Source organism: Veillonella sp. S13053-19 (genome assembly GCF_002959835.1).
Taxonomy (GTDB): Bacteria; Bacillota; Negativicutes; order Veillonellales; family Veillonellaceae; genus Veillonella; species Veillonella rogosae.
On sequence record NZ_PPDA01000007.1, the window covers coordinates 21,548 to 43,893 of the forward strand.

The 22,346-nt window shown below is 42.3% G+C and carries 19 protein-coding genes; 18 read left to right on the top strand and 1 reads right to left on the bottom strand.

The features are described from left to right. The 5 genes from cobN to VEHSUH06_RS02005 all read left to right on the top strand — a co-directional run bounded on the left by cobN (nucleotide 1) and on the right by VEHSUH06_RS02005 (nucleotide 8,496). Nucleotides 1–3,624 carry a cobaltochelatase subunit CobN gene (cobN, locus tag VEHSUH06_RS01985; protein ID WP_105097567.1) on the top strand — a complete coding sequence of 1,208 codons (3,624 nt, stop codon included), beginning with the start codon at nucleotides 1–3 and terminating at the stop codon, nucleotides 3,622–3,624. Nucleotide 3,625: 1 nt separating this feature from the next. Beyond that, nucleotides 3,626–4,537 carry an ABC transporter substrate-binding protein gene (locus VEHSUH06_RS01990; protein ID WP_105097568.1) on the top strand — a complete coding sequence of 304 codons (912 nt, stop codon included), beginning with the start codon at nucleotides 3,626–3,628 and terminating at the stop codon, nucleotides 4,535–4,537. Nucleotides 4,538–4,559: 22 nt separating this feature from the next. Next, nucleotides 4,560–6,428: a TonB-dependent siderophore receptor gene (locus VEHSUH06_RS01995; protein ID WP_105097569.1), complete on the top strand. Its 1,869-nt coding sequence runs from the start codon at nucleotides 4,560–4,562 to the stop codon at nucleotides 6,426–6,428. 344 nt (nucleotides 6,429–6,772) lie between these two features. Further along, on the top strand, nucleotides 6,773–8,089 hold the full coding sequence (locus tag VEHSUH06_RS02000; protein WP_054748577.1) for a pyridoxal phosphate-dependent aminotransferase: 1,317 nt from the start codon (nucleotides 6,773–6,775) through the stop codon (nucleotides 8,087–8,089). A gap of 134 nt (nucleotides 8,090–8,223) precedes the next feature. Further along, on the top strand, nucleotides 8,224–8,496 hold the full coding sequence (locus VEHSUH06_RS02005) for a type II toxin-antitoxin system Phd/YefM family antitoxin (RefSeq protein ID WP_054748576.1): 273 nt from the start codon (nucleotides 8,224–8,226) through the stop codon (nucleotides 8,494–8,496). Between the two features lie 60 nt (nucleotides 8,497–8,556). Here the strand turns inward: VEHSUH06_RS02005 and VEHSUH06_RS02010 are convergent, their stop codons facing one another. After that, on the bottom strand, nucleotides 8,557–9,018 hold the full coding sequence (locus tag VEHSUH06_RS02010) for a helix-turn-helix transcriptional regulator (protein WP_054748574.1): 462 nt from the start codon (nucleotides 9,016–9,018) through the stop codon (nucleotides 8,557–8,559). Between the two features lie 389 nt (nucleotides 9,019–9,407). On the opposite strand from VEHSUH06_RS02010, the gene VEHSUH06_RS02015 reads away from it, so the two are divergent. From VEHSUH06_RS02015 to VEHSUH06_RS02075, 13 genes are all read left to right on the top strand, one after another. Continuing rightward, on the top strand, nucleotides 9,408–10,715 hold the full coding sequence (locus tag VEHSUH06_RS02015) for an FAD-dependent oxidoreductase (RefSeq protein ID WP_105081225.1): 1,308 nt from the start codon (nucleotides 9,408–9,410) through the stop codon (nucleotides 10,713–10,715). Beyond that, nucleotides 10,712–10,990 carry a ferredoxin family protein gene (locus VEHSUH06_RS02020; protein ID WP_105081226.1) on the top strand — a complete coding sequence of 93 codons (279 nt, stop codon included), beginning with the start codon at nucleotides 10,712–10,714 and terminating at the stop codon, nucleotides 10,988–10,990. Before VEHSUH06_RS02015 ends, VEHSUH06_RS02020 begins: the two co-directional genes overlap by 4 nt. Before the next feature lie 4 nt (nucleotides 10,991–10,994). After that, nucleotides 10,995–11,981, top strand: a complete 987-nt coding sequence (locus tag VEHSUH06_RS02025) for an electron transfer flavoprotein subunit beta/FixA family protein (RefSeq protein WP_105097570.1) — start codon at nucleotides 10,995–10,997, stop codon at nucleotides 11,979–11,981. After that, nucleotides 11,981–12,982 (top strand): electron transfer flavoprotein subunit alpha/FixB family protein, encoded by a 1,002-nt coding sequence (locus VEHSUH06_RS02030; protein ID WP_009352014.1) that lies wholly within the window; start codon nucleotides 11,981–11,983, stop codon nucleotides 12,980–12,982. The genes VEHSUH06_RS02025 and VEHSUH06_RS02030 overlap by 1 nt, the downstream gene beginning before the upstream one ends. A gap of 686 nt (nucleotides 12,983–13,668) precedes the next feature. Next, nucleotides 13,669–14,427, top strand: a complete 759-nt coding sequence (locus tag VEHSUH06_RS02035; RefSeq protein WP_105097571.1) for an SDR family NAD(P)-dependent oxidoreductase — start codon at nucleotides 13,669–13,671, stop codon at nucleotides 14,425–14,427. A gap of 136 nt (nucleotides 14,428–14,563) precedes the next feature. Further along, complete coding sequence (locus tag VEHSUH06_RS02040) at nucleotides 14,564–15,166, top strand: hypothetical protein (protein WP_105097572.1); 603 nt, start codon at nucleotides 14,564–14,566, stop codon at nucleotides 15,164–15,166. Between the two features lie 46 nt (nucleotides 15,167–15,212). After that, on the top strand, nucleotides 15,213–15,797 hold the full coding sequence (locus VEHSUH06_RS02045) for a hypothetical protein (RefSeq protein WP_105097573.1): 585 nt from the start codon (nucleotides 15,213–15,215) through the stop codon (nucleotides 15,795–15,797). Between the two features lie 230 nt (nucleotides 15,798–16,027). Next, the gene (locus VEHSUH06_RS02050) at nucleotides 16,028–16,978 is read left to right on the top strand and encodes an ABC transporter permease (protein WP_105097774.1); all 951 of its coding nucleotides are present in this window, start codon (nucleotides 16,028–16,030) and stop codon (nucleotides 16,976–16,978) included. After that, complete coding sequence (locus VEHSUH06_RS02055) at nucleotides 16,971–17,780, top strand: ABC transporter permease (RefSeq protein ID WP_105097574.1); 810 nt, start codon at nucleotides 16,971–16,973, stop codon at nucleotides 17,778–17,780. The genes VEHSUH06_RS02050 and VEHSUH06_RS02055 overlap by 8 nt, the downstream gene beginning before the upstream one ends. A gap of 68 nt (nucleotides 17,781–17,848) precedes the next feature. Further along, nucleotides 17,849–19,372, top strand: a complete 1,524-nt coding sequence (locus tag VEHSUH06_RS02060) for an ABC transporter substrate-binding protein (RefSeq protein ID WP_105097575.1) — start codon at nucleotides 17,849–17,851, stop codon at nucleotides 19,370–19,372. Beyond that, nucleotides 19,365–20,132, top strand: a complete 768-nt coding sequence (locus VEHSUH06_RS02065) for an ABC transporter ATP-binding protein (protein WP_105097576.1) — start codon at nucleotides 19,365–19,367, stop codon at nucleotides 20,130–20,132. The genes VEHSUH06_RS02060 and VEHSUH06_RS02065 overlap by 8 nt, the downstream gene beginning before the upstream one ends. A gap of 1 nt (nucleotide 20,133) precedes the next feature. Then, complete coding sequence (locus VEHSUH06_RS02070) at nucleotides 20,134–20,874, top strand: ABC transporter ATP-binding protein (protein WP_105097577.1); 741 nt, start codon at nucleotides 20,134–20,136, stop codon at nucleotides 20,872–20,874. A gap of 210 nt (nucleotides 20,875–21,084) precedes the next feature. Further along, nucleotides 21,085–22,284: an NADH-dependent flavin oxidoreductase gene (locus tag VEHSUH06_RS02075; RefSeq protein ID WP_105097578.1), complete on the top strand. Its 1,200-nt coding sequence runs from the start codon at nucleotides 21,085–21,087 to the stop codon at nucleotides 22,282–22,284. Nucleotides 22,285–22,346 lie beyond the last annotated feature (62 nt).

Sequence of the window (22,346 nt, forward strand, 5' to 3'; positions counted from 1 at the left end):
ATGAGTCGGCTCATGTATATTTCTAACTTAGGAAAACAAATCCAATATATAGAAAAGGCCGTTGCCACTTACCCTGAATTGGTACAGGGCGAGGTGGATATTTGCAATATGAAAAAGCCTCCTCTCTGGGACGGTGATTTTGAAAGTCGCCTTCGTGCTGCCGATGTAGTGCTTGTAACCAACATGGGGGTTGGCTTAGACTCGCCATTCTTAGAACGCCTTGAACGATGGCTGTATGCTCATCACCCCAAGTACTGGATCGATGTAGTAGAACCTAAGAAAACAGATATCCTCTATCGCAATATAGACGAAAATCAACGGATTCGCCTTGAAAGCTATCGCCGCACTAGTGGTGTCATGAACTATGTGCGCCTTATTAACGGTGCTTTCAGTACAAAACCAATCTCCGAATGGGAGGAACCTGACCACATTCCGTGGCAAGCCATTATGGGACGCGATGGAAATATCTACGAAACCTATGATGAGTTCATGGATGCCGAAGGTAATCGAGATTGGCCCTCTATAGCGGTGTATTTCTATCGCGATGAATGGATTATGGGGGATATTTACTATCAGCAGGCCTTGTTTGAAGAGATTTATAAACATGGTTACAACCCTATTATCTTTTATGGGCAATATGGGTCTAATCCTCGCGTAGGCATTCCGAATATGAAATTGTCCATGAACCATCTTTTTGGGAAAGATGTATTCCCCTTTGACGTGCTTATCAACACATGTAAATTCTCCTTCCAGTCCTTAGGGGCTCAAACCTTGGAGGAGTTAAAATTACAGGACGTACCTATCGTTCAAGGGTATACCATATACATGGATGAGAAATCTTGGGCTCAGGACCCGCAAGGAGTTACGCCATTAGATGTGAATTTATCTATATCACAACCTGAGCTGGATGGGGTTATTCAAGGTGGCGTTGTGGCTTGTCAAACCTATGATGAGCGTGGTCACTATGTGTATTTACCTGTGAAAGAGCGCATTGCTGCCGTCGTACAGCGTGCTATTAAATGGTCTAAGTTGCGCCATACTCCTGTATCAGAGCGAAAGATAGCCATTATTTTACACAACTATCCGCCTAAGAATTCTAATATTGGTTCTGCCGCAGGCCTTGATACACCTGAATCGGTGCTACGCTTATTGGCACAGATGAAGGAAGAAGGCTACCTTGTCGATACGGTGCCAGACACCAGTGCAGAATTGATGGATATGGTAACGTCCCACATGACCAATGACCGATCCATGCTTACCGATGAGTTGTTATCCTCTGCAGAAGGTCGCTTGAGCAGTGATGACTATAAAGCATACTTTGAAACACTGCCAGCAGATACGCAACAAGCTATGGTTACATCTTGGGGGGAGGCCCCAGGAGATGTATTTGTGTACGATGATGAAGTCATCATTCCAGGTTTTTCAAATGGCAATCTGTGGATTACGGTGCAACCACCGCGCGGCTTCGGAGAGAATGTATCTGCCATCTATCACGATCCATGTTTGCCACCACCTCATCAATACTTGGCGTTCTACCACTGGGTTCGGAATGTCTTTGAAGCGGATGCAGTCATTCATGTAGGGACTCATGGCTCCTTAGAATGGTTACCAGGTAAGGGGGCTGGTCTCAGTGCTAGCTGTTATCCTGAAATCGGCATCTCTAGTTTGCCAAATATTTACCCGTACTGGATAACTATCATTGGAGAAGGCATACAGGCTAAGCGGCGTAGCTCCGCTTGCTTAGTAGGGCACCTGTCGCCACCGATGACGACGGCCGGGCTCTACGATGAGTTTGAAGAACTAGAAGCCTTACTCGATGAGCATAGCCACTTTGAACAGGAACATCCTGAAAGTGTGTCTGAAATTGGAGAGGTCATTCGAGAAAAAGCCTTAGCCTGCCATCTTATCGATGAAGAACAAGGACCTACGATAGAGCTAGATGCTGTTATTACGGAAGTCCACGAAAAACTGACTGATTTGAAACATATGCAGATGCGCAATGGCTTACATATTTTGGGGCAAGGACCTGAGGGGACGGATTTAGAAGAATTTATTACTGCCATCATACGAACCCCTCAAGGAGATATTGCATCGGCCTTAGAAACATTAGCTGCGGAGATGGGCTATGATTGGACGCATTTAGAGCAGCACAGTGGTGAACTCTCTGATGAGGGCACTCGTAATAGCGTAATCATTGACCGTATTTGGAATGAATTACGTACCTTTGTATCTAATGTCATGCATAACCCAGATTATGAGATCGTTCCTAGTTTACAACCTTTGGCTGAGGCTATCCTTTGTGAATACATTCCTAAATTAGATGAAACCAAGAATGAGCTCATTTCCATATCTAAAGCCTTACAAGGGACCTACGTTGAGCCAGGCCCTGGGGGTGCTCCATCGAGTGGTCAAGTAGATGTACTTCCTACAGGACGAAACTTCTATGGCTTAGATGAGCGCGCCTTACCGACGAAGATAGCGTACCAACTAGGCATAGACTTGGCAGATCAAGTCATTGCCGATTATATTTTAAATGAACAGCGCTATCCGGAGACGGTTGGCATTATCCTTTGGGCTAGTAGCAATTCTAGAAGTCACGGTCAGTGTTTAGGTGAGTTCCTCTATTTGCTAGGGGTTCGCCCTAAGTGGCAATCCAATGGCCGCATTTCTGGGTTAGAGGTTATCCCATTAGAGGAATTACAACGACCTCGTATCGACGTAATGGGCCGTATCAGTGGTCTCATTCGAGATATGATGCCTACTGCTATCAGCTGGCTCGACAAGGCGGTTGAATTAGTAGCCGATCTCGATGAGTCGTTAGAAGATAACTATGTGAAAAAGCATATTCACGACGATGTAGACTGGCTTGTGGAACAAGGTGAAGATTCTTTGTTAGCCACTAAGAAGGCACGCCTTCGTATCTTCGGTGACCCGCCACAAGCCTATGGCACCGGGGTAGGTGCCTTGATAGAAGGTAAAAACTGGGAGTCCTTAAGCGATATTGCGCAAGTATATAGCAAGTGGAGTAGCTTTCACCTGCATAAGGATGTGCCACAAGATATGCGATTATTCCAACGTCGCCTCACGACTATGGATGTGACCATCAAGAATGAAGATAATCGGGAGACACATATTTTGAGTGCTGACGATTATTATAGCTATCATGGTGGCCTTATTGCGGCGGTGCGAACTGCAAAAGGCAGCGCCCCTCGCGCGTATGTAGGGGATAGCACAGATCGTAGTCGCGTCGTGATGCGGTCCTTGTCGGATGAGTTCCGCCGCGTTGTGCAAGGGGAAACACAGAACCCAAAATTCATTCAAGCCATGATGAAACATGGATACAAAGGAGCCTCGGACATGTCTAATGTAGTGTCTCATAGCTTTGGCTGGGATGCGACGAGCGATATAGTTCCCGATTGGGTCTACGAAGGCTATGCGAACAAGTATGCCTTAGACAAAACGGTACAAGACTGGATGCACGACGTAAACCCTTGGGCCTTGCAGCGCATTGCAGAAATCTTGTTAGAAGCCGCTCAACGTGGCTATTGGGATGCAGAACCAGAGACGTTACAAGACTTGCAGTCTTTATATCTTTCCATAGAAGGTGTTATAGAAGGGCGTTAGTATGAAACAAAGAATATCGATTATATGCACCATACTCATGATGGTACTGCTGGTGGTCGGTTGTGGACCTACACAAACGGGGACGACTGGCGCTACACGTCAGGTGACAGATGGCACCGGCGTAGCCGTTACGGTGCCTAGCGAGCCTAAGCGCATCGTTCCTATCGCGGCGAGTACAGAGGATATCGTCTTATCTTTAGTTGATCCGAGCCGAGTGGCTGCTGTGGGCACTGTGGTAAACAATGTGCCTGAGGCGTCAGCTAAGGTAGAGAAACATGTGAAAGCAACTGCTGAGTCCATACTCTCTGTACAGCCTGATTTAGTATTAGTTCCAAACTGGATGTCTCCTGATGCAATTGGGGAAATGCGGAACATGCAAATACCAGTGTATGTGTATAAGACGCCGACTACGGTAGAAGAAGCAAAAGCAGTTATTCATGAAATTGCTGGTCTTTTACATGCCTCTGATGAAGCAATGATTGCTAGTATGGATGCAGATTTGAAAACTGTAGAAGACATAGCAAATAAGCATAGCGGTGAGCGTCCTTTAGTGGCGTTTTACACGCAATTTGGTCTAACAGGTGGCAAAGGGTCAACCTTTGATGACATGACTAAATATCTGAAGGTGAACAATGCGGCCGCTCAATTAGGCTTAGGGCCTTTTGATAACGGGACGCGAGAGGATTTAATTAAAGCCAATCCAGATATTATTATCATTCCGTCCGTGGACTATACTTCTGATGGCATTACGCCAGCAGCGGCAGAACAGCTCTATTCTGATCCTGCGTTGCAAGGTGTTAAGGCCATCGCCAATCGTCGTGTGTATCTCGTAGACTCCTCGCAGGTCATGAGCTATTCCCAATTCATGACTCGTGCAATGGTTTCTATGGCACAAAATATATATAGCAAGTGATTTAGTGTGTGTGGAGGTTTTTATGAAAGTATCAAGAATGAAACGATTATCCCTCTATGTAGGGTTAGCCCTAGTATTTGGTAGCACTTTGAGTGTGCCTAATGTATTAGCTGCTAACGCAGGTGACGCAAAAGAAGCGCATACCATTGTTGTTACTGCTACACGTAGTGAGCAACAACTTTCAGAGGTACCAGCTAGTGTAGGCGTAGTAACAGGTGACGATATTCGTGAGCGCCATGCTACGAATATGAACGAAGCCTTGAACATCGTACCAGGCGTAGATATTAATACGTACGGTGGCGGTGTAGGTTATACGAACTCTAACGCATTCCGTATCAATGGTTCTGAACAAGTATTGTACTTGGTAGATGGCATCAATATGGGCGCAGCTGGTGTAAATCCGCCGATGACTATTTTAAAAGATATGTCTAGCATTGATCGCATTGAAGTACAACGTGGTGCAGGTTCTACCTTGTATGGTTCCGGTGCAATCGGTGGTGTAGTTAACGTAATCACTGCAAAACCTGAGCAAGGTGTGCAAACTAAACTCCGCGTTATGGGCGGCAGCAACGACTTAGAGCAATACGCTATTACTAACGAAGGTAGCAAAAACGATTGGTACTGGCGTGTAGGCTTACAAAAAGATATCATCGGTTCCTATAAAGATGGTCATGGCGTGCGCATTCCTCAACACGGTAACAGCCATACTGCATCCTTCATGGTAGGCAATAAAATTAATGATAAGAACGATGTAAAAATATCTTACGACACATATCGTGGTGATGTAATGTACTCTGACCATTTAGGTGCCCTCAATCACATTCGTTATGGTAATGAAGCAAATGACTCCTTGCGTGCGATTTGGAATAATAAAATTAGCAACCGTTGGAGCCATCAATTATACTTGATGAATAATCACTACAAAACAACGTACGATGGGTACTTAACAGATGTGAAAACTCGTGGTATCGGCGATCAAGTAACATATAAAGCTAAAGATCATACTGTAGTAGGTGGTTTTGATTGGCGTCAAGATAAAGTGGTTAACATGGGTGGTGTGAAACTGACAAATGCATCCTATTTCATCCAAGACGAATGGAAATTTGCTCCTAAGTGGACTGTAACACCTGGTATCCGCGTTGACCATCATTCCTCCTTCGGTACGCATACATCTCCATCCATCAGCCTAGGCTATGATGTAAATGCAAAAACAAATGTATATGCTGCATATAAAGAGTACTTCTTGGCACCTACACCATACCAATTATTTGATGGTTTCAATGGCAACCGCAATTTGAAACCGGAAACAGGTCATGAATTTGATTTAGGTGTACACCACAAATTCGGTAAAACATGGAATAGTAATCTTAGCTTCTTCAGCCGTAGTACGAAAGATAAAATCGGTTGGGTTATGACAAACCCTGCCGCTTTCACAGGTCAATATCGCAATTTCGATACTGAAAAAGCTCATGGCATCAACGCAGATGTGCGTAAACAATTGACTAAGCACTTGTCCGCACGTCTTGGCTATACTTATACTCATATCGATGCAACACCAACTCGCAAAGCAAACCGTGATGGATATGTACCAAAACATGCTGTTAACGCAGGTCTTGATTACAACGATGCTAAATGGGATGCTCATTTGGATATTCGCGGTATCATCAACCGTCCTGGTACAGCGGATAATGTATTCCCGCGCAAAACTTACTGGTTAGCTGACATCAGCGCAAACTACCGAGTACGCGAAAACGTAACTGTATTTGGTCGTATCAACAATATCTTTGATACTTACTATGCAGAACAATCTAGCGTTCGTTGGGGCAACCCTGGTGACTGGTGGCCAGGTCAAGGTCGCAACTATCGTCTCGGCGTAGAAGTGACAATTTAAAACATAGAGCGTTATAATCGCTGTATACATGAAAGAGAAAGAGCCTTTCGTTAGGCTCTTTCATTTTTACTATAATTTTTAGTGGTATATTAGTACAGCACTATGAGAGTTATTTTCAATAGCCAATAAATTAGGCATATGTACATAAGTATGTGTTATAAAACTATAGATTTTCTATAGTAAAAGCTCTATAATATTATGTATCTATATATATCTATGTAATTGTTTTTAATTTTGCTTTGTGATGTATCAGGTATTTACTTGTATAGTAGGTGTTTTGTTACTTTCACAGTTATCAAAACCTCCTTGTTGAGGAGGTTTATTTTTAGAGGAGTTGGATCGAAATGAAACAACCAGAATTGTCGCCGTATATGATGGCTCGCAAGCCGTCTGGCATTCGCTTAGGACAAATTAAATTCTTGGAACGTAAGAACCCGCCTATCTTGGTGAATGGTTCTATTGGTAATGTAATGCGTCCTATGCATCCCGCCATGCAGCGTAGGTTGTTCAATTTGGGCGGTGTGAATAGCCCGTTCCATAATGGCATCGTGCCATACGTACCAACTACGGGGACTGATGAATGTCGCGAAGCATTCCTTCACATTTTACGTAGCCAAGGTTTTGATACAACTGGTCTTGATGTACTCGTAACAGACGGTGCATCCATGGCGATGGAAATCATCATGCTTGGCGTATGTGGTGGTGCAGGCGAAGAGGAACGCCCTCTTTTGATGTTCAACCCATCTTATACAAACTATGATGCGGTAGGCCTTCGCATTGGCCGTAAAACAGTTACTGTTGAGCGTGAGCTTAATGAAGATGGCGAGTTTGAATTACCATCCGTTGAAACTGTAGAGCAACGCATTATCGATACAAAACCGGGCGCATTGCTCATCATTCCTTACGATAACCCAACTGGTCAATTATTCAGTAAGGAAACATTGATTGAATATACTAAACTATGTGTTAAACATAATTTGTGGATTATCTCTGACGAAGCATACCGTGAATTGGCTTATGAAAAAGGGAAAGAAACATCTAGTATCTGGGCTTTAACCGATAAAGATGTGCCTGGTATCGAAGGTCGCCGTATCAGTCTTGAAACGGCAAGTAAGGTTTGGAATGCCTGTGGCCTACGCATTGGTGCCATCATTACCGATAATAAATTGTGCTACGAAAAATCTGTTGCTGAATATACAGCAAACCTTAGTGCTAACACATTGGGCCAATATATCTTTGGCGCGTTGAAGCACGAGTCCTACGCACAATTACACAACTGGTATGAGCAACAACGCGATTACTACCGTCAAATGATCTTTGAACTTCACCAAGGTTTCAAAGAGGTAGAGCCGGACTTTATCGTATCTCGTCCTGAAGCGTCTATCTACTTTGTCATCGACGTACGCAAGGTGGCTAAACCTGGCTTTGATGGTGTAGAGTTTGCCTCTTGGTGTGCCGAACACGGAGCAGTCAGCCTCGATGATGGCCAAGAATACACACTTCTCATGGCACCGCTCAATGGTTTCTACAGCGGTAAAAAAGGCGATGATAACCCAGGTAAGACACAATTGCGCATATCCTTCTGTGAAAATCCAGACTTATTACGCTTGGCGCCTGAATTGTTATCTAAACTATTTAGAGCTTACGAAGCACAACGCTAACAATCAGAAATATAATCATAATATAAAGAGCCCTCCAGTTGGAGGGCTTTATTACTTGAATTGTTAATTAATATAATACTATTAGTAAATTCAATAAAATAATGATAGAATTATGATATAAGGAGGTGTATATATTGATTAATATTAGACCTGTATCAGACTTGCGTAATAAATTTCCGGAAGTTGAAGAAATCGTTATTACCACAAATTCTCCTGTATTTTTAACTAAGAATGGATATGGAACTATGGTGTTAATGAGTATTGAACAATATTCAGCATTAACAGATCCTATTGAGTACGCCTTGGATGAAGCTGATTCTGCAGCAAAAGAAAGCAAAATTCGATACTCTGGTGCCGATGTATTTCGTCGCATAAGGGAGCGGGTTAAAATAAAAAAGAAGCTATAAGACTAGATGTTATAGCTTCTTTTTGTTTTATCCCTAGGTAGGATACGTAGGGAAGGAGAATTATTTTCCTTTTTCTTCATGATGTGGTCCCTTAGTATGCAATTCGGCTGCGAGCTGCTCGCTAGGCATAGAGCTTTCCTCTGTTGTTGGATACGAAGTGTCTTCTAAGATAACCGTTTCTAACAGTCTGTCAACCTGATCAGACTGAATCGATACTTCTTTATTGTACCATTCACCAAAATCGCGAATTACCTTTTCGTTACGACGGAAGTAGGTATATTGGTCGATTTTACGAGATTCTACAAGTTCCGCATTTTCTAAGATGCTCATAAATGTAGAAATAGACGATTGAGATACACCGCAGCGTTTTTGGATACTCTTAACGCTTACACTGTTAGGAAAATCGATAAGAGTTTTAGAGTGTACTTGTACACCAAATTCTTGCTCTGGGCGTTTTAGCCACAATATAATATCTAACCGATGCGGATTGGATAATGCTTTCAAGATTCTTAACGGGTCCATAGGGCCTCCTCTTACTAAAAAAATAACGAGTTCCTAACCTTGACCGTGGACTTGCATTATGCGGTCGTATTATACGCGTCTTGCTCCGTATAGGGTTTTTCCTACTTTTATCATACGCTACTTTCACTGTGAAAGCTAGAAAAAACTTATATATTTCACGAATTGATGAATTTTATTGCACTTAATTAAAAATCTTAGTGTGCAATACTATGAGCTTATAATGATTATATATACATCCTATAGAGTGTTATATAGCATAATTTCGTAAAATATAGAATATATTTCTTTTTTTGTCGATTTTTTTAAAGGTGTTTTACCTCTTCGTAGAGAATATATATATACTGTATGAACTTATGTAAGTTAAGCTTTCATTTAAAGGAGCTGAGTATATGGCAATTGATCGTAATGAAACATTTGATGTCATCGTCGTTGGTGCAGGTCCAGCGGGCTCTGCGGCGGCATTGCGCCTCGCAGAACAACGGGCGAAAGTACTACTTATCGAACGTGGCACCGCACCAGGCGCTAAAAATATGATGGGTGGACGTATCTACACACATTCTTTAGAACGTCTTGTACCGGACTTTAGAGAACGTGCACCATTGGAACGTAAAGTGACAAAAGAACGTATTTCTATTGGCACTGGCAATGAAATGACTACTATTGAGTATAGTAATCAAGATGGGAAGCCTAATGAGGAATCCTACGTAGTATTGCGTGCTAAATTTGATAAATGGCTCGCAGGTGAGGCTGAGAAAAAAGGTGCTCTCCTCGTATCTAACGTACAAGTTACAGACCTTATCACTGAAGGTGAAGGCAAGAACCGTCGCGTTGTAGGCGTTCGCTGTCATGATGATGAAGTGTATGCAAAACTAGTTGTTATCGCAGAAGGTTCCAATACATTGTTATTGGAAAAAGCTGGTTTAACAGGCCCTACAGATCCAAGTACTATGGCTGTAGGCGTTAAAGAAGTATATAAACTTAAGAAAGATGATCTTGAAAATCGCCTCATGCTATCTGGTGATGAAGGTATGGCATGGCTTACATTGGGAGATATGACTGACGGCTTATTAGGCGGTGGCTTTATTTATACTAATAAAGAAAGCCTTTCCGTAGGTATGGTTGTAGGTCTTGAAGATATCGGCAAAGCTAATAAATCTGTAGACGAAATGCTTTCAGCTTTCACAAGTCATCCAAGAATTGCACCATTGTTGAAAAATGGTCAATTGAAAGAACATAGTGCTCATCTAGTACCAGAAGGTGGTTATAAAGCAATGCCACAATTGGGCGGCAATGGTTATATTATCGTTGGCGATGCAGCGCGTATGTGTATGAACCTTGGTTACACGATTCGTGGGATGGACCTTGCCATCGAATCCGGCATGTGTGCCGCAGCTGCTGCTAACGTGGCATTGCGCGACGAAAATATGGAACGCATTGCTAGTCTATATGAACGTGAAATCAAAAATTCTTGGTTGCATAAAGACTTGAAATTGTATAAAAACATGCCTGACTTCCTTGCATCCAATCCTCGTATATTCAAGGAATATCCAGCTCTCGTGAATAATGTGATGCGCGATGTATTCACTGTAAACGGTGACGGTGCTGTTCCGATGTTGAAAAAATTAATGGGTCGCGTTGGTGACGTTGGCCTTGTAACCTTGATTCGTGATGCATTGAAAGGGGTGCGTTCCCTATGAAATTAGAAGAGCGCTTGGGCGCCAATAAATATTATGTAGATGAAACGTCTCCTCATATCCTTGTGGATGGCGCTGGCTTCAGCCGCGAAGAGAAAATGAAACTCGTCAATGGCTGCCCTGCTGGTCTATATACATTACAAGAAAATGGCGATTTGGCCTTTGACTTCGCTGGTTGTTTAGAGTGCGGTACTTGCCGTGTTCTCTGTGGCGAAACTATCGTAAAAACTTGGAAATATCCGCGTAACGCTAAGGGCGTAGAATTTAGACAGGGGTGAGTGTATGGAGTTATTAGTATGTGTCAAACAGGTTCCAGATACATCTGAGATTAAACTGGATCCGGAAACGAATAATCTCATCCGCACAGGCTTGCCTAGTATTGTAAACCCTGACGATATGCATGCGTTAGAGGCAGCTCTTGCGGTAAAAGACGAAAATGAAGGTAGCCGTGTAACAGTATTGGCGATGGGTCCTCCTCAAGCTGAGGATGCTCTTCGCGAATGTTTATCTCTCGGCGCTGATGATGCGGTACTTGTTACAGACCGCGCTTTCGGTGGCGCTGATACATTGGCTACAAGTTATACCATTGCATCTGCTATCCGTCATATTCAAAAGACAATGAATCGTCAATTTGAAATCATTTTCTGCGGTAAGCAGGCTATCGATGGCGATACTGCACAAGTAGGCCCTCAAATTGCAGAAGAACTCGGTATGGCGCAAGCAACGTATGCTTGTAAATTTGCTGTAGATACAGCGGCTCAAAAAGCAACTGTAACACGGGAGCATGAAAATGGTTACGAAATCGTAGAAGTGCCATTACCAGTATTAGTAACGGCTACAGCTGAGCTTAATGAGCCACGTCAACCAGGTCTCTGGAGCTCTATTTACGCGAAACGTTATGAAATTTCCCATATTACATTACGTGATATGCCTAATATTGATGAAAGCCGTATCGGCCTTAACGGTTCCCCTACGCGCGTTCGTAAGGTATACCAACCACCTCTTCGCGGTAAAGTTGAAATGCTTCCAAATGTTGAGGAAGGTTCTAAAAAGGTTCTCGAATTGGCGTACAATATTAAGCCAGAAAAATTTGCTCATCTATTAGTTCCAAGCGACGCACCTGTTGCGGCTGAGGAACCTAATGATGAAGGTGTTGATGTTAAAGATCCTGCGCAACGGGCTGCCACTGTTGAAAGTGTGTCCGCCAGCGATTTTAAAGCGGTAGCTGCCGCTCAAGGTGATGAAGGTTCCAAAGGAGGTGACCGGTAATGGGTGTGACAAATTTTGATGATTATAAAGACGTCTTTGTCGTAGCCGATACCATCGATGATGTGGTGCATCCGGTTACTTATGAATTGATTGGCCAAGCTCGCCGTATCGCTAAGGAATTGGGCCAACTTGTTCAAGTTATGTTACTTGGCGAACATGTTCAATCCGAAGCAGAAGAACTCGTAGCACATGGTGCTGATATTGTTCACGTTTTTGAAAGTCCTCTTTTGAAATACTATACAACTGATGGCTACACAAAAGTATTAACTGACTTCTTCAAAGATCATAAGCCTAATGTAATTTTAATCGGCGCTACTAACAACGGTCGTGACTTGGCACCTCGTATGTCTGGTCGCATGCAAAACGGCGTAGTAGCAGACTGTACAATCTTGACTGTAGATACGGCAGAAGGCCTTGTAGAATGGACTCGTCCTGCCTTGGGCGGCAACATCTTGGCGGAAATTATTTCTCCAAACCATCGTCCACAAATGGGCTCCGTACGTCCTAACGTATTCAAGAGACCAGAGCGCATTGCAGATAGCTGGGGCCGTATTCAAGTTGAACAATTCGACCTTAAACCTGAAGACATTCGCATGAAGCGTCTTGACTTCATTCCATTCGGCAAAGATGGTTACAATATCCAAGAAGCAGATATCATTGTAGCTGGTGGTCGCGGCATGGGTTCTAAAGAAAACTTTGATAAACTTTACGAACTTGCTGAAGCTATTGGCGGCGTAGTAGGCGCTACACGTCCACTCGTTGAAAAAGGCTGGATTGAATTGCCGTACCAAGTAGGCCAAACTGGTAAAACTGTAAGCCCTAAACTATACTTGGCATTCGGTATTTCCGGCGCTATCCAACACGTGAGCGGTATCTCCGGTGCTGACACAATCGTGGCTATCAACAACGATCCAAACGCAGAAATCTTCCAACACGCCAACTATGGCATCGTAGGGGATTGCATGGAAGTGTTAAATGATATGTTGGCGCATCTGAAATAAAAGCTAGCGTATTTGAGCTCTACTAATCAAATTAAATAAAACAATAGGGATACCTATCCTCAGCCTTCATGGGTACGCGTAGCGCCCAAGACGGCATCGAATAGGTATCCCTATTTATTTTCTAGCTGCGATAGAGCTCAAATATTAGCGTATTAAATACAGATACGCCTACATATCATTTTAGAGAAAGTGGAAGGGACAAAGGTGAGCTAAGTCGTTTTCAGAAAGGGTATCCTCTTTTTATTATCATATCTCTAGATCCATAAGCCACTTTATGTATTCTTTTAAATCCTATCTGCGCCGACATATCATTTAGGGGAGAAGGAGAGAATGCTACGTGTAGCGCCCAAGGCGGCTTCGAATAGGTATCCCTATTTGCTTTCTAGCTGTGGTAGAGGTCAAATATCTTTGCTTTACATATAGATGTGCCAACATATCATTCTAGGAAATAGCAGAAGGCTCTAAAGCGAGCTAAGTCGCTTCCGGAACGGTAATCCTTTTTCATCTCTATACGATTTCCTTTCAGATGCGTCAATATGTCATTTGGGGAAGGGCGGAATGGTACGCGTAGCGTCCATGTATACAATATTTCCGTCGTTTATAGGTGGTAGGGTAGAGTTTTTTGATTTTCATAATGGTATAATGAACTTGATAGAATAAAATGGATTGATAGTGAGGAGGCTTTTATGGGTCGTAATGTTTTTGTCACTGGTGCAACGTCTGGTATTGGTCTTTGTATTGCTGAGGCTTATGCAAAGCATGGCGATAATGTGTTAATTTCTGGTCGTCGTGCTGAGTTATTGGGCGAGGTACAGGCTCGTTTGTCTAAGGAGCATGGCGTGCGTGTTGAGACGTTAGTTCTTGATGTGCGTAGTCGCGAGGATGTTGAAAGCAAGGTTCCTGCTGCTATTGAGGCTTTTGGTGGCGTCGATGTGCTCGTTAATAATGCTGGTCTTGCACAAGGGCTTGATCCTTTTCAAGATAGTGCTGTTGATGATGCGGTGACTATGATTGATACCAATGTGAAAGGTCTTTTATATGTAACAAAAGCAGTACTACCTTTTATGATTGATAAAAATGAAGGTCATATTGTAAATATGGGTTCTACTGCAGGTATTTATGCATATCCTAATGGTGCAGTATACTGCGCTACAAAGGCAGCGGTAAAGACATTAAGCGATGGCATTCGTATGGATACTATAGCTACAGATATTAAGGTTACCACCATTCAACCAGGCATCGTAGAAACTCCATTCAGTGAAGTACGCTTCCACGGTGATGCGGAGCGAGCTAAATCTGTCTATGCTGGTATTGAGGCTGTTCAACCAGAAGACGTAGCCGATGTTGTACTATATGTAACGAACCAACCTAAACGCTTGCAAATCTCTGATGTAACCATCATGGCGAACCAACAAGCGGCAGGCTTTATGGTACATAAGAAATAACAGGCTAAGTATCTAGCTTGTTAAAATGATATAGGTAGCATTTATTACTTGAAATCCTATATCATTTAGGATATACTTATTAAGCGTATTTTAATAAATATAATTTTACAAAATGTATTTTGTGGAGTATATTATTATGACCTTACTACTAAAGAAATCTTTTTTGATGGCTTTAGCTTGCATCTGTATAGGTACCTATGGAGTTGTTAAGGGTCAAGATGCTATGGATGCACAAACTAAAGTTTCTGGCCCCTTAGAAATGTCTGTTGAAGCAGCTGTTCCTGGCGTTGTTATGCCAAGTCCTGTACATGTGTTTACCACTGTAGAAGCAGCGTCTGAATATATAGGGTTTAGACCTCAGATGCCAAAGCTATTGCCTGTAGGATTTAATATTCAATCTGTCATTACTATTGAGAAAGATATTTTACAAGTTGTGTACGTGTATGAACCCGGTATAGATCCGTACGTAAATAAAGCCGGTGGTGCTCTTATTTTTTATCGTACATCTACTAAATTAAAAGGTGATATCAGCGATGACCATAAGATTCATAAGGTTATAGAAACTGAAAGTGTAGATGGTACAAAGGTTACTTTCAAAGGTGGTAAGAAAATGGTTTATCTTGCATCGTGGATGAAAGATGGACAAAATCACTCTTTAGAATTTCAGCGTCCCGTTACACGAGATGTGGCGAAGGCTATTATCCGTAATATTGTTGAAGAAAAATCACATACAAAATAAATGTGTTTTTAATAATTTTTATGTTACGCGAAGGGAGATTATACCCATGGTCAAAAAATTTGTATTACTAGCAGTTGCGTGTGCTTGTGTAGGTTCTTACACTGTTGCTGATGCACAAGGTACTTTAGATGTAAAACCAGATCCAGCTAAACCTGTAGTTGCAGAACAGGCAGCTCCAATGGTTGGCATGTCAAGCCCAATTCATGAATTCGCTACTATTGATGAAGCTGCTAAATACATGAATATTATGCCTCAATTGCCTAAAGTGTTACCTGTAGGCTATAATATTGAGTCTGTAAGCACAATCAATAAAGATGTTTTGCAAGTTGTGTATGTTTACCAAGCTGGTGAGGATGCAACGCGGAACCAAGTGGCAGGCAAACGTATCATTTATCGCGTAGCTAATGCAACAGGTGATATCAGTGGTAATTATAACGATTATCGCGTTACAGCTACAGAAAAAGTAAACGGTACAAAGGTTACTTTCAAAGGTGGCGAAAAAATGGTATACCTCGCTGGTTGGACAAAAGATGGTCAAACCCATGCGATGTACTTTGAGCGCCCTGTAACTCGCGACATGGCGAAGGCTATTATTGCTAACACTGTAGCACCTAAAGCACATACAAAATAATATAACAGTCCAGCCTAGTGGGATAGGCATGCGAGCTGCGGTGAAGCACTCGCATGGACACTGTAAGGGTTATATAAGAAGCGGCTCCTCTTATGAGGGGCCGTTTTTGTATATATAACTAAATTTCATAATGAAAATCATTATGATATAGCTATACGGATATATAGAAATGAGAATAAATGTTATAATATAAACAGGGCTATTTTGTGATAAAGAAGGCAGGTGATGTGTTGTATCGATTGATATTACAACGTTTAGCAAGTATTGTAGGTATTTTATTGGTGGTTACTATCGGTACATTTGTATTGATAAAATTATCTCCTATCGACCCTGTGTCGATGAAGTATAATCTTTTAGGGGCTACTCCTGATCCAGTTGTGGTCGCGCAGATACGAGAGCAGTTAGGGCTCAATGATCCTTGGTGGCAGCAATACTTACGTTGGTTAGGTCAAATTGTACAAGGAGACTTTGGTGAGTCTATTCTGTATGCTTTGCCAGTGGCTACGATTTTAGGTGGTGCCTTACCGAATACATTAGGTCTTGTATCATTAGCACTTGTTATAGGTATCGTTGTAACTGTCCCTCTTGGTATATTAGCTGCAAAATATCAGGATTCTTGGGTGGATCACGGTATCCGTTTAGTTACGTTTTTAGCTTTAGCTATCCCGGGTTTTTGGGTAGGCCTACTGCTATTGTATCTATTCGGTGTCAAATTGCAGCTCGTATCTGTGACGAATACAAAGGGCTTTGCTGCCTATATATTGCCAGCTGTAACCCTAGCCTTATGGATATGCGGCTTGTATATTCGTCGTTTGCGTAATGCCATTTTAGAAGTATCTCGTCAGCCTTTTGTGCAAGGGGCTCGCGCTTTGGGGCTACCTGAGTGGCTGGTGTATACCCGTTATATCTTCCCCCATGTAGGTCTTATGTTATTGCCCATGATGGGGGTAACAATGGGTGCCATGTTAGGTGGGTCTGCCGTTATTGAAATGGTATTCGCCATAAAAGGCTTTGGTTACATGATGGTGCAAGGCATTATGGCTCGCGATTATGTTTTGATGCAAGGCTACATTATTTGGATTACTATGGTGTTCATCGTGATTAATATTATTATCGATGTTTTGAGCATTTGGCTAAATCCAAAACGAAGAGCCGCTATAAAAGGAGGCTCCTATGAATAGACGAAAGCCTTACACTTTATATGCTATGTTGCTATTAGCAGCTCTATGGATTGTATTTTTCCTATGTGCTCCTTATATAGCACCATTCGATCCGGAGACGACTAGTGTGGCAGACCGCTTACAAGACATAAGCAGTACTCACTTATTAGGTACTGATCAGTTAGGGCGAGATGTTTGGTCTCGCATTCTCTATGGCGGTAAAGCTTCGTTAGGCATTGCTTTCACCATTATCGGTATCAGCGGTGCTATCGGTATCGTTATTGGCGGATTGGCAGGATTCTCTACACCGCGTATCGACCGTTGGTTATCTCGCTTAATTGATTTGGTACTAGGGTTCCCGAATATGGTTATTGCCATTGCTTTCATCGGTATTATGGGGCCAAGCATTACGAATGTCATCCTGTCCCTGTGCATTACTAAATGGGCGGAATATGCGCGTATCACGAGAGGCCTCGTACAGATTGAACGCCATGCGGAGTATATTACCTTTGCTCGCATGTCGGGTGCTTCGAACCTACGAATCCTGAGTCGATATATTTTGCCGAATGTATTGCCGCCGTTGTTGATTGTTATTATTCAACATCTAGGGGAGACTATCATCTTGGTAGCCAGTTTCTCACTCATCGGCATCGGTGTACAACCGCCGGATCCGGAGTGGGGCGCTATCTTGTTGAGCTCCCGAGATTTTCTACAAACTGCGCCATGGCTGTTAATTTACCCAGGGTTCGCAATTTTTATTACTGTTGTTTTATTTAACTATATTGGCGATGCGTTGCGCGATGCTCTCGATGTATCTCGCTAACCGCGCTGTGTATAGATGTTTATGTTGAAAGCCTCTTTCACAGAGGTGATGTTCAAAAAGGAGAAGTTATGAAACGTTGGTTATTAGCGTGTCTAACTATGCTGTGCATGGTAGCTCTCTTGGTTGGTTGCGGTAGCGATACGGCTAAACAAGGCAAACAAGGGAAGCATATGAATGTTGGTTTATATTGGTTTGGTGAAACATTAGACCCAACTCACGAGTGGGATGCGTGGACCTTGACGCGTATCGGCGCTGGTGAAAACTTGGCTGTTGTTACACCAGACATGAAATTTGCCCCTCAATTGGCAGATTCTTGGGAAAATGTGGACCCTACAACTTGGAAATTCCACATCCGTGAAAATGTAAAATTCCATAATGGTACGCCTATGACTCCACAAAAGGTTAAAGAGTCTATCGAGTACACAATGAAACAAAGTGCTCGTTCCGCGAAAGCTGTTAAAATCGAGTCCATCACAGTAGATGGTCAAAACTTGATTATTAAAACAACAGAACCTAATGGTTCCTTGTTGTCTAGCTTAACTGAACCAGCGTTCGTTATCATGGACACTGCAGATCTTAAGGATGTAGCATCTAAACCAGTTCTTACAGGTCCTTATAAAATCACTGCTTTCACAAAAGGTGAAACAATCGAACTCGCTGCCTTCGCAGATTACTGGGGTGGCAAACCAGGTCTTGATACTGTAACAGTAAAAGACATCGAAGATAACAACAAACGCGCTATGGCGTTGCAATCTAAAGACGTTGATATAATCCAAAAAGTGGACTCTGCTAACCGCAGCTTGTTCAAAGATGGCTTCAACATTCAAGACGTTGCAGGCGTTCGTGTGCTCATGTTGAAATTGAACCATACTGAATTATCTCCATTACATGATAAAGCTGTACGTTCCGCTATTGCTCATATTATTAACTACGATTCTATGGCGAAAATCATTGGTAACAGTTCTACACCAGGTGCGGCTCCATTCCCACCATCTGCTAATTTAGGTTTTGATTCTATCGCTAATAAACCGATGACAGATGTAGCTAAAGCTGACCAACTCTTGACTCAAGCTGGCTATGCTAAAAATGTAAACGGCATCTATGCTAAAGATGGTAAAGAATTGGCTCTAACTCTTGCTATTTGGGGTAAAGACACAAGCTTGTACGAAGAAATTCAACAAGAATTGAAACAAGCTGGCATTGCAGTAACTCTTAAAAAATTACAAGGCCCTGGCGAAGTAGATACACTTGGTACAGATGGCTTTGATATGGTAGAACGTGCTGTGGTTACTATGTCTACAAATGACCCGTACTGGTACCTCAGCTTGTTCTACAAAACTGGTGCGAAAGCAAACGTTGGTGCTTACTCCAACCCTCAAGTAGACGCATTAATCGATCAATTGTCCGTAACATTTGACCAAAATGAACGAGCTAACGAAGCTAAACAAGCGCAACAATTGTTAGTTGATGACGTAGCAGATATCTACTTGATGTATCCAAGTGCAACTGTTGTATCCACTACAAAGGTTAAAAATGTACCAGTACATCCAATCGATTACTACTTATTAACAAAGGATTCTACTATTGAATAAATCTGATTGTATCGTATTTGATAAGGTTACAATTTCATATGGTACGGAGCAAGCGGTACGCGATGTATCCTTCTCCGTGCCCAATGGTGAGGTCTTTGCCATCGTTGGTGAAAGTGGATCTGGTAAATCTACCTTGGTCCGTGCCGCCTTTGGCATGTTGAAACAAGCTAGTATTAGCGGCCAAATTTTGCTAAACGGCATCGATGTTTCTCCTTTGAGTGATAGTGATTGGCGACAATTGCGGGGCACCAAGATTTCTATGATCTTTCAAAATCCTAGCGCCTATCTAAATCCAAATCGCACCGTAGAAAATCACTTCAAAGATTTGTTCCGTGCTCATGGTGAAAGCTATGAAATGGCTCGCGTCATCGACATGTTGAAGTTAGTTCATCTTAATGATGGTGAGCGGATTTTACAGTCTTATCCGTTTCAATTGAGCGGTGGTATGCAACAGCGACTAGCAATAGCTTTGAGCCTTATCTTGAGGCCTAGCATCGTGTTTGCTGATGAACCAACTAGTGCTTTAGATATGCTCGTGCAAGCCTCTGTATTAGACCTTATGAAAGAGGTAACACAAGCTCTTGGAGCAACGGTGATTATCGTAACTCATAATATCAAGTCGGCCGCACAAATTGCCAATAGCATTGGCGTTATGAATAAGGGACAGCTCGTTGAAGTAGGTTCCACCGAAGAGGTTATGGCATGCCCAAAAGATGAGTATACTCGTATTTTGTTAGATTCTGTAATGAAAGTGGTGTAGCATGATTCAACTCGAGAATATATGTAAACAATATACAAACCACAATCATACGGTTCGTGCTGTTGATGATGTATCTTTTTCTGTAGCGGAGAATGAACGGGTAGGTATTGCTGGTGGTAGTGGTTCTGGTAAAAGTACATTGCTTAGAATGATTGCCATGCTAGAAAAACCTACATCTGGCACCTTGCGACTCTTTGGTGAGGACATCCATTCCATTCAAAATCATACAGAAATATATCGTTCTATGCAGATGATGTTCCAAAATCCCTTGGCGGTGATTCCACCGCGGATGAACTTAGAAGTATTTCTCTTAGAGCCGTATATTAACTATGGGCTTATGGATATAGCCGCTGCAAAGGAAGATATCCGCCAATGGATTAAACATGTAGATCTACCTGAAACTATTGTTCAGAAATATCCTCATGAAGTAAGTGGTGGTCAGCTGCAACGGTTAGTACTGGCAAGGATTATGTTGATGCATCCAAAACTAGTACTTTTTGATGAACCTACATCAGCCCTTGATGCGGTGAATCAAAAGCTGGTACTAGATTTATTACAAAAACTTCACAGGGAACAACCCTTCGGCTACGTATTCGTCAGCCATGACATAGGCCTGTTACAAGCCGTAACAGACCGAATCATCGTTATGAAAGATGGGCAAATCGTAGAGACTATCGAATCAAAACGACTTAAAGAAGCGGTACACCCATATACAAAAGCACTTGTGGAAGCAAGTTTATAAAGAAATGCCCCTGTTTGGATATGCTATTTTTACTGGAGAACCAGTAAAGGTGGTACATATCAATCAGGGGCTTTTATTTATAAAATATATGATATAATAATAAATTGACACATCGGTAATTCGCAATATGTGAATGTGAAAATATAATTCAGTCATCATCTAGATGTATATCGTATAAAATTCCTATAGTAATAGGAGAAAGAGGCTATAATGGCACAACATAACTTAACAGATACAATTACATTCCGTCGTGGCTTAACGATTCCTAACCGCATTGCCTTGGCTCCGATGCAAAGTCTATCTGCATTAGAGGGTGGCTATGCAAGTAATGATACAATCCGTTATTACAATCATCGTTCTAAGGCCGCAGGCCTATTGATTACTGAGTTCCATTATGTTAGTGAAAGTGGTGGCCCAGCGTACATGCCTGGCTATCCATCTCAAATGGGCATTTACTCTGATGTTCACTTAGAGGGAGCAAAGAAAATTGCACAAGCTTTAAAGAAAGACGGCAATAAAGCTGTTATGCAAATCCATCACGGTGGACGCATGGCGATTGGTCGTTTTATTAATCATCAAGACGTAGTAGCGCCTAGCGACTTGCAACGTAAATTCCCTGTTCGTGCTCTCACTGAAAGTGAAATTGAAGAGATCATCGCTGATTTTGGTCACGCTACAAAACGAGCTACTGAAGCAGGCTTTGATGGTGTAGAAATCCATGGTGCAAACCACTATTTATTACAACAATTCTTCTCTGTATTGACGAACCACCGTACAGATACATGGGGCGGCTCTTTAGAAAATCGCATGCGCTTCCCATTAGCCGTTGTGCGTGAAGTAAAACGCGTGGTAGCAGAAGCAGGCGTACAAAACTTTATCATTGGCTATCGCTTGAGCCCAGAAGAAATCCACGGTACAGATATTGGTTATACCTATAAAGAATCCCTTCAACTCGTAGAGGCTATTGTAAAAGAAGAGCTAGATTACATCCACTTATCCTTGTGGGGTGGCTATGACTCCAAACCAGAAGGTGCTGATCAATCCTTTGGCTCTTTATTTAAAGCAGCTCTTGATGATGAAACAAAGCTTATTATTGTAGGCAATATCTTCAGCGAAGAAGCAGCTCGTGATGCAGTAGAAAACTACACAGATATTATCGCAGTAGGCCGTGGTACTTTGGTAGATCCTGAATTTGGTCATAAAATCATGAACGGTAAAGGCGATACCATCGTTCACGAAGTAACTCCGGAACATGTTCCAAATATGCACTTAACACCAGGCCTATTTGAAGCCTTCACACGTACTGACTCCTTAGGTTTGCCACCATTACCAGGTGCAGAAACCATCTATGACCAACATAGAGGCACCTACGATAACCATCCACTAGCAATTCCATATGCGGAACAATAGAACAAAATATTAGCTAAATTAGTAAATAATTTTAGCCAATAACTTCGTAAAATAAATATAGA